15 protein-coding genes are annotated in these 12,971 nt (G+C 39.9%); 6 read left to right on the forward strand and 9 right to left on the reverse strand.

Going from position 1 to position 12,971, the window contains the following annotated elements:
- From LU635_RS00235 to LU635_RS00255, 5 genes are read left to right on the forward strand one after another with little or no spacing between them, the layout of a single operon-like run.
- Entirely contained in the window at positions 1 to 747 is a 747-nt protein-coding gene (locus LU635_RS00235) for an NADH:ubiquinone reductase (Na(+)-transporting) subunit D (protein WP_240095180.1), read from the forward strand.
- 28 nt (positions 748 to 775) lie between these two features.
- Entirely contained in the window at positions 776 to 1,390 is a 615-nt protein-coding gene (gene nqrE / locus LU635_RS00240) for an NADH:ubiquinone reductase (Na(+)-transporting) subunit E (protein ID WP_240095181.1), read from the forward strand.
- 15 nt (positions 1,391 to 1,405) lie between these two features.
- Positions 1,406 to 2,692, forward strand: a complete 1,287-nt coding sequence (nqrF, locus tag LU635_RS00245; protein ID WP_240095182.1) for an NADH:ubiquinone reductase (Na(+)-transporting) subunit F — start codon at positions 1,406 to 1,408, stop codon at positions 2,690 to 2,692.
- Between the two features lie 46 nt (positions 2,693 to 2,738).
- Positions 2,739 to 3,095: a Na(+)-translocating NADH-quinone reductase subunit F gene (locus LU635_RS00250; RefSeq protein WP_240095183.1), complete on the forward strand. Its 357-nt coding sequence runs from the start codon at positions 2,739 to 2,741 to the stop codon at positions 3,093 to 3,095.
- A complete protein-coding gene (locus LU635_RS00255; protein ID WP_240095184.1) occupies positions 3,095 to 4,111 on the forward strand; it encodes an FAD:protein FMN transferase in 1,017 nt (338 codons plus the stop codon). Before LU635_RS00250 ends, LU635_RS00255 begins: the two co-directional genes overlap by 1 nt.
- Here the strand turns inward: LU635_RS00255 and LU635_RS00260 are convergent, their stop codons facing one another.
- The 6 genes from LU635_RS00260 to gpmI are packed head-to-tail and all read right to left on the reverse strand — an operon-like array spanning position 4,112 to position 8,798.
- Positions 4,112 to 4,879 carry a class I SAM-dependent methyltransferase gene (locus tag LU635_RS00260; protein ID WP_240095185.1) on the reverse strand — a complete coding sequence of 256 codons (768 nt, stop codon included), beginning with the start codon at positions 4,877 to 4,879 and terminating at the stop codon, positions 4,112 to 4,114.
- A 1-nt stretch (position 4,880) separates the two neighbouring features.
- Positions 4,881 to 5,444 (reverse strand): HNH endonuclease, encoded by a 564-nt coding sequence (locus LU635_RS00265; protein WP_240095186.1) that lies wholly within the window; start codon positions 5,442 to 5,444, stop codon positions 4,881 to 4,883.
- Positions 5,437 to 6,252 carry a type I methionyl aminopeptidase gene (map, locus tag LU635_RS00270; protein WP_240095187.1) on the reverse strand — a complete coding sequence of 272 codons (816 nt, stop codon included), beginning with the start codon at positions 6,250 to 6,252 and terminating at the stop codon, positions 5,437 to 5,439. Before map ends, LU635_RS00265 begins: the two co-directional genes overlap by 8 nt.
- 8 nt (positions 6,253 to 6,260) lie before the next feature.
- Positions 6,261 to 6,665, reverse strand: a complete 405-nt coding sequence (locus LU635_RS00275) for a BT0820 family HAD-type phosphatase (RefSeq protein WP_240095188.1) — start codon at positions 6,663 to 6,665, stop codon at positions 6,261 to 6,263.
- A gap of 52 nt (positions 6,666 to 6,717) precedes the next feature.
- The gene (locus LU635_RS00280; protein ID WP_240095189.1) at positions 6,718 to 7,272 is read right to left on the reverse strand and encodes a TlpA family protein disulfide reductase; all 555 of its coding nucleotides are present in this window, start codon (positions 7,270 to 7,272) and stop codon (positions 6,718 to 6,720) included.
- A gap of 8 nt (positions 7,273 to 7,280) precedes the next feature.
- Positions 7,281 to 8,798: a 2,3-bisphosphoglycerate-independent phosphoglycerate mutase gene (gene gpmI, locus LU635_RS00285; protein WP_240095190.1), complete on the reverse strand. Its 1,518-nt coding sequence runs from the start codon at positions 8,796 to 8,798 to the stop codon at positions 7,281 to 7,283.
- A gap of 663 nt (positions 8,799 to 9,461) precedes the next feature.
- Between gpmI and LU635_RS00290 the strand changes: the two genes are divergently transcribed.
- Positions 9,462 to 10,199 (forward strand): murein L,D-transpeptidase catalytic domain family protein, encoded by a 738-nt coding sequence (locus LU635_RS00290; protein WP_240095191.1) that lies wholly within the window; start codon positions 9,462 to 9,464, stop codon positions 10,197 to 10,199.
- Here LU635_RS00290 and LU635_RS00295 read toward each other — a convergent pair whose 3' ends face one another.
- The 3 genes from LU635_RS00295 to LU635_RS00305 are packed head-to-tail and all read right to left on the reverse strand — an operon-like array spanning position 10,200 to position 12,701.
- Complete coding sequence (locus tag LU635_RS00295; protein WP_240095192.1) at positions 10,200 to 11,900, reverse strand: L,D-transpeptidase family protein; 1,701 nt, start codon at positions 11,898 to 11,900, stop codon at positions 10,200 to 10,202. It lies immediately after the preceding gene.
- Positions 11,863 to 12,147, reverse strand: coding sequence for a GNAT family N-acetyltransferase (locus LU635_RS00300; protein ID WP_240095193.1), 285 nt, complete (start codon positions 12,145 to 12,147; stop codon positions 11,863 to 11,865). Before LU635_RS00300 ends, LU635_RS00295 begins: the two co-directional genes overlap by 38 nt.
- Positions 12,148 to 12,149: 2 nt before the next feature.
- Entirely contained in the window at positions 12,150 to 12,701 is a 552-nt protein-coding gene (locus LU635_RS00305) for a ClpP family protease (protein ID WP_240095194.1), read from the reverse strand.
- Positions 12,702 to 12,971: the final 270 nt, after the last annotated feature.

Here is a 12,971-nt window from a genome sequence, read left to right on the forward strand (position 1 = left end):
ATGGCTAAAGAGAAAACATACAACTCTGCTAAAGAGGAAGAAAAGAAAAAAGAAATGATCCTTTTTCTTTCAGATTCTGAAGAAAAGGAGCACTTTCTTTCCAAAGCGAATAGAAAATTATTGTCTGATCCTTTAGACGACAATAACCCTATTACGGTTCAGGTACTTGGTATCTGTTCAGCCCTTGCTATCACGGTTCAGCTGGAACCTGCGGTGGTAATGGCTATTGCGGTAATGGCGGTAATGGCATTCAGTAACATGATCATTTCAATGTTAAGAAATATGATCCCAAGCCGTATCAGGATTATTGTACAGCTTGTGGTGGTTGCCTCACTGGTAATTCTGGTGGACCAGATACTTAAAGCTTATGCATACGATGTAAGCAAACAGCTTTCGGTATTTATTGGTCTTATTATTACCAACTGTATCGTAATGGGACGATTGGAAGCTTTTGCCTTGGGTAACGGTGTTTACAAATCTTTCCTTGACGGTATTGGTAATGCTGCCGGTTACGGTTTGATACTTATCATCGTGGCATTTTTCAGAGAACTTTTAGGTTCCGGGAAACTGTTCGGTTTTGAAGTATTGGGACATCAGGGAGCTACGCTGGCTGATTCTACCGGACTATACGCTCTGGGGTATGAGAACAACGGATTGATGCTACTGTCTCCAATGGCACTTATCGTGGTAGGTGTGATTATCTGGGTACAGCGCTCAAGAAACCGAAAACTAATCGAAGAAAACTAACAGCTACAGGCTAAAAAGTATATAAGAAATGGAATTGGTTAACCTTTTTGTAAGAAGTATTTTCATTGAAAATATGATATTCGCCTATTTTCTGGGAATGTGTTCCTATCTGGCGGTATCAAAAACTGTAAAGACAGCTGTTGGTTTAGGTGCTGCGGTAATATTTGTACTTGCCATTACAGTTCCTATCAACTATCTGCTGGATACTTATTTGCTGCGCCCCGGAGCTTTAAGCTGGCTTGGTGCAGAATATGCCAGTATAGATCTTAGCTTCCTTAGTTTTATCATGTTTATCGCGGTGATCGCTTCCATGGTACAGCTTGTGGAAATGGTAGTTGAAAAATTTGCTCCTGCACTGTATGGTGCTCTGGGTATTTTTCTTCCACTTATCGCGGTAAACTGTGCGATTCTTGGGGGATCATTGTTCATGCAGCAGAAGAACTTCACCGGTTTTTCGGAAGCGGTTACTTACGGAGTGGGTAGTGGTATTGGATGGTTCCTGGCTATTCTTGCAATCGCTGCCATTAGAGAAAAAATTGCATACTCAAATGTTCCTGCGCCTTTAAAGGGTCTTGGTATTACCTTTATCATTACCGGATTGATGGCATTAGGATTTATGAGTTTCATGGGTATTAAATTATAATCGAAAAGAAAGATTATGACAGTTATTATAGCGAGTGTAGTAGTATTCTTAATTCTAATATTGTTGTTGGTATCCATTCTGTTGGGAGCCAAGGCAAAGCTGGCGCCATCTGGTCCGGTTACTATTAATGTTAACAACGAAAAAGATCTTGAAGTAGGTTCTGGAGGCACATTGCTTTCGACTCTTGGTGATAATAAGCTTTTTCTTCCTTCTGCATGTGGTGGAGGTGGAACCTGCATCCAGTGTAAGTGTATCGTAAAAGAAGGTGGGGGAGCAATTCTTCCTACTGAAGAGCCTCATTTCACCAGAAAAGAGATCGCAGATGGTTGGAGACTTGGGTGCCAGGTAAAGGTGAAGCAGGACATGAAGATCCAGATCCCTGAAGAGGTCTTTGGTATCAAGAAGTGGGAAGCTACCGTAGTTAGAAATTATAACGTGGCGTCGTTCATTAAGGAATTCGTTGTTGAGATTCCTGAAGATATGGATTACAAAGCCGGTGGATATATTCAGATTGAAGTTCCAAAATGTGAGGTGAAATTCGAAGATATGGATATCACTGCTCACCCTGAAGAGCATGAAACTCCTGATAAGTTTCAGGCAGAGTGGGATAAATTCAAATTATGGCCACTGGTTATGAAGAATCCTGAGACTGTAGAGAGAGCCTACTCGATGGCTTCTTATCCTGCAGAAGGGCGTGAGATCATGCTGAATGTTCGTATTGCCACTCCGCCATGGGATAGGGCAAAAGATACATGGATGAGCGTTAACCCGGGAATTGCCTCTTCTTATATCTTTAGTTTGAAGAAAGGTGATAAAGTGACAATTTCTGGACCTTACGGAGAGTTCTTTATCAACGAAAGCGATGCAGAAATGCTATACGTAGGAGGTGGAGCAGGAATGGCACCAATGAGATCTCACCTGTACCATCTTTTCAGAACACTGAAAACCGATAGAAAAGTTACTTACTGGTATGGAGGTAGATCTAAACGTGAATTGTTCTATACTGAACACTTCAGAGCTTTGGAAAGGGACTTTCCTAACTTTAAGTTCTATCTGGCACTTTCAGAGCCAATGGAAGAAGATAACTGGAAAGTAAAATCAAGCCTTGATGACGAAGGTGATGGGTTCGTAGGTTTCATCCACCAGGTAGTGATTGATAACTATCTGTCTCATCACGAAGAACCGGAAGAAATTGAATTGTATTTCTGTGGACCTCCATTGATGAACAAAGCTGTTCAGAAAATGGGAGAGGATTTTGGAATCCCGCCAGAGAATATCCGATTCGATGATTTCGGAGGATAATAAAAAAACAAAATCCCGCTTCGGCGGGATTTTTTATCTTTGAGCTATGCCTAAACTTAACAAACAGGAACTGCATAACCTTGCGATGAATATCGTAGGAAAGGATCTTGAAGATAACGGATACGAATTCCTGGGTGTGAATTCAGAGTTAAAAAAGAATCCCCAATTCGTAGCCTTAAAAGAGCAGAAATTACATTTTGTGATCGTACGGGCTATAGAATATCCTGATGATCCTTCAGCCTTTGATCCGGTTTTCTTTAAAGAGATCAAAGAACATGCAGATAAATTCAATGCTCGTACCTTTTATGCAGCAGTGGGGCTTGCAAACTCCCTAGACTATGAGAAGCCTATCACCAGTGATGAAGATTATGTGGTAAACTATTCGGGCTGGAAAGAGATTTGATGATGAGAAGAATAACTATTTTATTTATTTCTGCCTTTCTCTTTCACTCCTGTGCGAAGGAGGAAGATAAAACAGCTCAGCGATTTCAGGGAGAGGCCCTGGGTACTACCTATATGGTGCAGTATTTTTCAAAAAAGGACCTGGACTTCGATAATGCTATGGATAGTATTATGAATGCGGTTAATACTTCCATGAGTACCTACAGTACAAAATCAGATATTTCCAGAATAAACCGGGGGGATACTACCGTTCAGGTTGATGAACATTTCCTAAAGGTATTTAAGGCATCAGAAAGGATCTATAAAGAAAGTAATGGCTTCTTTGATCCGACAGTTGGGGTGCTGGTGAATGCCTACGGATTTGGTCCGGGAAAACAACTAAAAGAAATTGACAGTATCAGCCTCGACTCACTGAATAAACTTGTGGGTTTTGATAAACTTGGTCTAAGGTCGAATAATACGATCACTAAAGAAGATCCATCCATATACCTTGATTTTAATGCCATTGCGAAGGGATATGCCATAGACATGATTGGCGAATACCTGGAAAGTCACAAAGTCCGGAATTATCTTATAGAGCTTGGAGGTGAGCTGCTGGCAAAAGGAAAAAATATGGAAAATGATTCTGAATGGATAGTAGGGATCGATGATCCCATGCAGGAGCAGGGGCATAGAAGCTTATATGCTAAAGTGAAACTCGAAAACTCAGCTATGGCCACTTCCGGGAATTACAGGAAATACAGGGTAGATTCTTTAACCGGTCAGCGATTTGTTCATACGGTTAATCCCTTAACAGGAAAAGCTGAAAGAAGTAATTTGTTAAGCGCTTCGGTGCTTGCGGAAAACTGTATGATGGCAGACGGTTATGCGACTGCTTTTATGGCTTTGGGACTGGAGAGGTCCAAAGAGATGCTGGGTCGTATAGATGGAGTTGAGGTTTATATGATCTATTCCGGTGAGAATGGTGAGGTTAAAGCATATGCTACTCCGGGATTCGAAAAACAGCTCTTAGAATAGTTATTTCTTTCTGCAAACAGGTATTATTTCCCCTTTCGCAAGTCGGTATCGATCTATCTCTTCCGGACTCAAGTTTGAAGTATAATCAACTTCTTCTACTTCAAAGCCTATTTGTCTTAATTTATCAAAATAGTCTCTACCATAAACCCGTACATGATCATACTGTCCAAAGATCTTTGCACGGTCTCCGGGATCGGTGATCGAGTCATCCTGGAAGGTCTTTTTCCTGTTGAGGTCCTGGGGGATCTGTAAAATTGCCGTTCCGCCTGGTTTTAAAACCCGGTATAGTTCTTCCATTGCTTTCCGGTCATCTGGAATATGCTCCAGGACATGGTTGCATAAAATAAAGTCATAAGTGCCATTATTAAAGGGCAGATCACAAATATCTGCTTTTACATCGGCAAGCGGGGAATTAAGGTCTGTTGTAGTGTAATCAAGGTTTGAGAGTTTCCTGAAACGCTTATAAAAAGCCTGCTCCGGTGCGAAATGCAGAACCTTGATATCACTACTGAAAAAAGCGGTTTCATTTTTCAGATAAAGCCAAAGGAGTCTGTGCCTTTCAAGTGAAAGGGTAGAAGGGGAAAGTACATTTTCCCGTTGCTCCTCGTAACCATAAGGTAAAAACTTCCTGAAACCGCTTCCATCAATAGGATCGGTATATCGTGTACCTTTAAGATAGATCTTTAAAAATGGCCTTACCAGGTAACTGATTCTAATAAGAAACGGCCTGGGTATACTATTTAAGGCCAGTTTAAAAAGATTACTCATTCTATACTTCGATATCTCCCCAGTTTTCACCCGATTTAATGCGATACAACTGCATTTCTGAGACTCCAAATTGCTTGGCAAGTACTCTGATACGGGTTTTTCTTTCGGGATCTAAAAGTTTTTTCTTCAGGATCACCGCCTGAGCATAGGTTAACTTGGAATAAGAAGTGACTTTTCTAAGTTTTCTCTTCCTTTTGTTCTCCTTTACTTTAGGACTGTCGTACTGATGTTGGACCCATTCGTCTTTGGTGGCCCAAGCCAAATTAGATACGCGATTGTCGTTTTTCACGAAGTTTTTGTGAATTACATACTGGTCGCCTTCTTTCTTCTCTAAAAACATCTCTGCGATGACACGATGAATGTAATACGTTTTGTGCTTTCCATTCTTCAATTTAACCGCGAAGTTTAAATATCCACCTACTTTTCCGCCTTTCATAAGTTCTCCTTCCGGGTTTTTCAGATAACTGATCATCCTTCCGAAATTTGAGACTTTATAGATAAAGCGGTCTTCCCAGGAATCTTTGTGTAGGGTCTTCCAGATTTCCTGTCTGTAACTTTTAATCATAAACTCTTACTCTAAATTCGTCTTCTTCTTTGGAATTAATTTTTAAGGATTCATAAATATATTTAAATGTAGATAGTAATTCGGGTTTGCCGTCTACAAGAGCCACGTTGTGCTCAAAATGAGCACTAGGCTTATTATCGGCGGTTAGTATTGTCCATCCATCGGGTAATTGCTTAATGCGTTTAGTTCCCATATTTATCATGGGTTCTATGGCAACAACCATTCCCTCGATGAATTTTTTGCCTCTTCCACGTCTTCCGTAGTTAGGCATTTCAGGATCTTCGTGCATGGTTCGACCAAGGCCGTGGCCTACAAGCTCTCTAACCACACCATACCCATGGTCTTCTGTGTATTTCTGTATGGCATAGCCCACATCTCCAACACGATTTCCTGCTTTGAATTCTCTCATCCCAATATAGAGAGAATCTTTGGTAACTTCAAGTAATTTTTTTACTTCGGGAGTTACCTCGCCTACTTCAAATGTATAGGCGTGATCACCGTAGAAACCATTCTTTATTGCACCACAGTCTATAGAGATGATATCTCCCTCCTTAAGCGGAGTTTTATTGGGGATACCATGAACTACCTGGGCATTCGGACTCATACAAAGTGAGTTGGGGAAATCATAAAGTCCTAAAAAGCCAGGTTCGGCACCGTGGTCGCGAATGAATTCTTCGGCCAGTTTATCCAGTTCCAGAGTTGTAACTCCCGGTTTGATCTTAGGAGCCAGCATTCCAAGGGTCTTAGAAACAATCAGCGCACTTTCGCGCATTAATTCTATCTCTTCTCTGGATTTTGGTATAATCATATTATTATTTAAAATCTTCTAAATAAACCGGTTCTTTTCTTTTTCTTTCCGTTCTTTCCCGGTTTGTTATTAGTTAAACTCTGGTAAATCTCTCCCCAGCCTTTTAAACCATCAAGATTACGGTCGTCAATAAAAATATCAGCGAGTATTTTCCTGCTTATTGTATGGTCAAATTCCTCTTCCGGGTAGCTTTTGTTTACCGCATAGAACTCCAGTCCATTTTTTTGACAGAAGTGCACTGCTTCTTCCAGTCTTTCGCCATGACGGTAAGTCCATAAGATAAGGCGGTGCCCTTCATCCTGCAATTTTATTAAGGATTCGAAAGCAAAAAGTATAGGTTTGCCTATTTCGGGGAATCTGTTCTCTACTATAGTTCCGTCAAAATCAACTGCTATCGTTAGAGAATTGGGCATAATGCGAAATTACTTAATATTTTCTAATTTGACTCTAAAGCTTTGGTTTTACTTAGTCTGCGTAGGAATTTTTGTACTTATTCCCGCTTAAGATCATAGCAATATCTTCTTCTATGCTCTCTTCTTGTGGATACTCTACAAATCGATTTACTTCCTTTCCGTTCTTGTAGAAAATGATGGTTGGCACATGGTGCACATCCAGTTCCTTTTCAATATTGGAGGGAGTGGTCTTGTTGTAATCTACAGCTATCATTTTAAGCTTATCATAATTATAATTAGCATTATCCAGAAGTTTTAAAAACTTAGGTACTTCTCTTCTGCTGTCACCACACCAACTGCCCATCAGCAATTTTATTTCATAGTCACCAATATTTTTTTTGATCGTACTCATTGCCTCATCATCTGGTGAGAATTTTTTATATCCGGATTCATACCAGCTTGAAAATGGTCTTTTTTTCAGATCTTCTTTTGTGAATTCTCCTAATAACACATCTTCCTGGATACTGGTTTCTTCACTTTTTTCTACATTAAAATCATCTGCGGATTTATTTAAGGTGTTACCACAACTTAACGTAAGGACCGCCAGTAATATTGAAATTTTCCTCATATAAATTTTCAGATTAGGGGATCTTCGGTCATTAGATCTGGTTTCTCGATTCCCATAAGTTTTAGAATCGTAGGGGCTATATTTCCTAATTTACCGTCCTTGATGGTCTTAACATCTTTATCCATAAGTATAAGTGGTACGGGATTAGTGGTATGAGCCGTATTCGGACTTCCGTCAGGATTCTTCATTACCTCACTGTTACCATGATCTGCTATTATGATGACAGAATAATCTTTGTCAAAGGCAGTTTCGGCAACTTCTTTCGCACAGATGTCCACTGTTTCACAGGCTTTGACCGCTGCATTAAAATCTCCGGTATGGCCAACCATATCGGGATTGGCGAAATTCAGACAGATAAAGTCAGCAGATTCTTTTTCGATTTCAGGAACTATCTTATCCTTTATCTCAAATGCACTCATTTCCGGCTGAAGATCATAGGTAGCCACTTTTGGCGAATTGCACATGATCCTTTTTTCACCACTGAATGGTTTCTCCCTTCCTCCGGAAAAGAAGAAAGTCACGTGGGGATATTTTTCGGTCTCAGCGATCCTTATTTGTTTCTTTCCTTCATATTCCAATACTTCCCCTAGGGTAGCCTTGATATTTGACTTTTTGAAGATGATATTGATATTTTTAAAAGAATCATCATACTTCGTCATGGTCACGTAATATAATGGCAACTTCTTCATCTCAAATTCCGGAAAGTCATCCTGAGAAAGGGCCTGGGTGAGTTGTCTTCCCCTGTCTGTTCTAAAATTGAAATAAATCACCACATCCTTTTCCCTTAATTGGGCCACAGGATCACCATCTTTATCAGTAAGAACTATCGGCTTTATAAATTCATCGCTTACATTGTCGTCATAACTTTCCTGAATTGTAGCAAGGGCATCGGTAGTTTTATTCCCTTTACCATGAACTATAAGGTCGTAAGCCTGCTTCACACGTTCCCATCTTTTATCACGGTCCATTGCATAATACCTTCCGATGATAGAGGCCAGTTTTGAATTTGTATTTTCAAGATGGGGGAGAAGGTCCTCGATAAAACCTTTTCCGGAATGCGGGTCAACATCACGACCATCAGTAAAAGCATGTACATACTTTTCTTTAACTCCGAATTTTTCAGCGGCAGATAGCAGGCCTTTCAGGTGGTTGATATGAGAATGTACACCGCCATCACTAACAAGTCCCATAAAATGAACAGGTTTGTTATTCTTTACGGCATAATTAAAGGCCTCTTCGAGTACCGGTTCGTCCTTTAGGGTATCTTTCTCTACGGCCATGTTTATTTTTACCAGATCCTGGTATACTATCCGGCCGGCTCCCAAATTCATGTGGCCAACCTCACTGTTGCCCATCTGGCCTTCAGGAAGACCAACATTCATTCCATCTGTTCTCAGGGTGGCGTGTGGAAATTTCCCCGGAAGGGAATCCATAAAGGGCGTATTCGCCTTTGCAATGGCTGAAACCTCTTCATTTTGAGTAATTCCCCAGCCATCCAGTATCATTAACAGGACTTTCTTTTTCATGAAGCTAAAACAATTTTGGGGGTTAAAGATAAAAACATTTCGTCGCAATGCCTGAACAAGAGACTATAATCTTTTATTAAAACTACCTGTGGTTCCTTTATATTGCTACCTGTATTTTTTCGATCCTCTTTTCGGGATCGGGATGGGTTCTCTCGAATTCAGATATAGGGTTTTGGTCCTGCAACTTTTTTCAGGATCTGTATAAACTCAATTAGAGCCCCTGGTTCTTAACCGAATTCAGCAAGATCTTTACTTCAGGTTTATTATTTTCAGGCTCACAGTACCAAGAGCAACCTCTTCTTAACCGAAAGATCCGGATATTGAGTTTCCATATTTCAGGGTTTTTCTTTTGCCAAAAAACAAATTTTAATGAGCCCGAAGATCTCAATAGCAGCCACACATCAGACCTTAACAAAATTTTTTCCAAATCTTACAGGTTCATTAGCTTAAAACTTTAACAATTATATTCTGAAAAAATTAAAATATTAGTCACTCTTTTGCGTTGATTGAATACACCTGATTTTTGCGTTAGGTAGCTAATTTTAAGCGATCTAAAAGTCTTAATTGTTAAAATTGGTATTTTTTTCAAATTAGTTCTGAATTTTTGTATGTTGGCAGGACTTTTGGTTTTTATTAACAAATAATTATAAAAAGCTGAATTATATGAAGTACCGAATCCTTACTGTTGTTGGAGTGTTAATATTCTCATTTGCATTCAGCAGTACCGATGAAATCAAGTATTCTAACAATTCCGAGATCACTTCGGAAATTTCCGTTGAAACCAAAATTGAAAAGACTATTAAAGAAAAAGTTGATGACCTGTATCAAACTTTTTCACTCAATAATGCTACAATGCCGAATCTTCCGGTATTTGAAAAGGCTATGAACGGATATTCAAAACTGGAGGAAGCCGGTAAGGTTTCTAATCCTTTACTTACAATAATCGACTTTGATCTTTCTTCCAAGAAAAAGAGAATGTGGATCCTTAATATGGATACGCAGGAAGTTGTATTCAATACATTCGTGGCACATGGAAAGAATACCGGTGTTGAATTTGCGAAAAAATTTTCCAATACGGTTAATTCTCACCAAAGTTCTCTTGGGTTCTATGTGACCGGGGAAACCTACTATGGTAAGAATGGACTTTCTCTTTTTATTGATGGGATGGAGAAAGGCTTTAATTCTAATGCGCGTAAGCGGTATGTTGTGATCCATGGAGCCGATTATGCCGAGCCTACATTCATTAATAGATATGGAAGACTGGGTAGAAGTTACGGTTGTCCTGCCGTTCCGAATAAGATTGCAAAAAATCTTATCAATACAATTAAGGGAAAATCTGTGGTGTATATCCACAAGAACAATGAGAAATATCAGTCAGGTTCTAAATACTTGAATAGCTAATCAGTTTTCAGGCTTTAGCCGTTCCCAAAGATTTTTATCAAGATTATAGATATCATCAATGAACCTGATGGTATCTTTTTCATTTATGGCAGTCCAGTAAAAATGATGAACCCTCACATCTTGGGTTACCGGGATTTCAGTGGTTTTTCCTGACTGAATGATCTCTTCTATCTTTTTATCGTCATATTTCTCCTGGTCGCTGAGAATATATCTGGCCAGTCCAAGAGCATCCTGCACTCTTACACATCCTGAACTCTGAGCCCGTGCATTTTTTTCAAAAAGATCCTTTGAAGGGGTGTCATGCAGGTAGATCATATATTCGTTCGGGTAGATGATCTTAACCATTCCAAGAGGGTTTGATGCACCCGGATGTTGCCTGTAAGTATATGACAGGGGTTTTGAGGAAGACCAGTCTACAGTAGAAGGATCGACAGTGCTTCCTTGTGAATCATAGATTCTCAGGCCTCTTTTTCGTAAATATGCCGGGTCCCTTTTTACCCCGGGAATCACATCGTTCTTTTTAATTGTTGGAGGAATTGTCCAGGTAGGATTGTAAACGATATATTGCACCTGATCGGAGAAAACGGGTGTTTTCCGAACCTGGGTTCCTACCATGATCCTGTGTGACCTTATGGTGTCTCTGTTTTTTACCACGCTTAACCTGTAGTCGGGGATGTTAATGATAATATAGTGTTCTCCAAGATCCCTGGGGTACCATCTCCATCTTTCAAGGTTTACTATAATTTGATGATATCTGTCCCTTCTGGTCAGGTTAAGATTTTGAATAGTGGAATTGCCCAGGAGCGCATCTACCTGTAAACCGTGTTCCTGCTGAAAGGCCTTGACAGCCTCCTGAACTTCCTCGTTATAATTTGTTTTTACCGAATCGGGTTCACCCTTAAAATAACCAAGTTCAGAAAGTCGCTGGGCTACTGACCTCATTCTTTCATCCGATTCTCCTGGGCGTATAAGCTTTCCGGAGCCAATTTGGGTCGCTGAATCTTCTTCAATCCCAAATCTTTTAAACTGCCTGAGCGCTTTTTTAAGACCATGATAAACTATATGATCAGGTCTTACAGAATCAAGCGCTTTCTGGATATCTTCTTCTGAAATGGCTTTATTAAGTAAACCTGTAGGGTCTATTTGATTTAAAGGAGTTCCCCAGATCTGATATAGCTCTTTAGGGTTGAGCTTCCCCGTGGCCAGATCTTCTGAAAGTCTTAAAAAAGAATCTGTGAGCAATAGCTCTAGATAATCGTTTTCTGCCTTCGAATTGGAATCAATGGAGCTAAGCAAATCCTTAAGAGCTTCACCGTGATAATCTTCAAAGAACAGGCCTTCATCCTCCGCATTTTCAATGTTTCTGTAGAGCTCTTCTCTTAGTTTCCTGTTGTTCCAGATGGGAGCGAAATCATTCTCTTCATAAAATGATAAGACAGCCTGTGAGTTATAAAGCTTCGGTTCATTTGGAGACTTCTCTAAAAAGTCTTCAATTCTGCCAGCTTTTGTGAGCGACCCTATTTCTTTTACCTCATTTCTCTCTTCGATACCCGGTGTTTCGTTTTCGTTCTTACATCCCCATAAAAGGAATAGACCAAGAAGAATAATTACAAGAGGGGCTCGCATAACAAAATCTATTGATAAGTGGTAGTGGTAATTAGCATTAGGAAGCCCTAACGTCCTGATAAGATTCATTCTCATCGAACTTAACTTCAGCGAAAGGGCAGAGTGGGTCTATTTTCAAATTGTTCTCCCGGGCATACTCCACACTTCTTTCTACGAGACTGGATCCGATGCCTTGATTCTCAAGCTCTCTTTTAACCTCGGTGTGATCTATGGTAAGAATGTTACCTGAATTTTTATAATAGGTAAGCTCGGCGATAAGACCCTTATTATTTTCAATATAAAACATCCCCCGCTGGTTGTTTTCTTTATGTTTGATTTCCATTTCTACTTCTTAAAAATTCCGTCTACTATTCCATAATCCATTGATTCCTCGGCATCCATCCAGTAATCCCGATTAAAATCTTTAAGTACTTTTTCTACGGTTTTACCACAGTTTTCAGCCAGGATCTTTGCGCTGAGATGTTTTGTTTTTAAGATCTCGTTTGCGGCAATCTCAATATTAGAAGCCTGACCGCGGGCTCCTCCACTAGGCTGATGTATCATCACTTTAGCGTGAGGCTGGATGAATCTTCTTCCTTTTTTTCCAGCAGAAAGCAGGATAGATCCCATAGATGCCGCGAGTCCCGTACAAATCGTAGAAACCGGTGATTCCAGGCTCATAATGGTGTCATAGATGGCAAAGCCATCGGTCACAAAACCTCCCGGACTGTTTATAAAAAGCTGAATTTCATCATCTCCTTCCAGATCCAGGTATTCAAGGCGGTCTATCACATATTTCGCGGTTTTGTCATTAACCTCGCCCCACATATAAATTTTCCTTTTTTCTAATAGTTTGTTGTCAATTAAATCCTGAATTTTACCGGCTTTATTTTTCATGAAATCCATTTATGCGTATTTATTTATAGTTGTAGCTAAAAATAGGACTATTTTGTTAGAAAACAGAATGGGATAAGCGGCATTTAACAAGATTTTAAATGAAGAAATTTTCACCCGGATCCGTAATTTTTTCCGTAGTTATCATTTTAAAAAAGCTGGAAAATTTTTGGAATTTGAAAAAGTTTCAGATTATATTTGCAAGCACAGGCGGGAGTAGCTCAGTTGGTAGAGCGTCAGCCTTCCAAGCTGAATGTCGCCGGTTCGAACCCG

It is taken from the genome of Christiangramia crocea (genome assembly GCF_022410465.1).
Taxonomy (GTDB): Bacteria; Bacteroidota; Bacteroidia; order Flavobacteriales; family Flavobacteriaceae; genus Christiangramia; species Christiangramia crocea.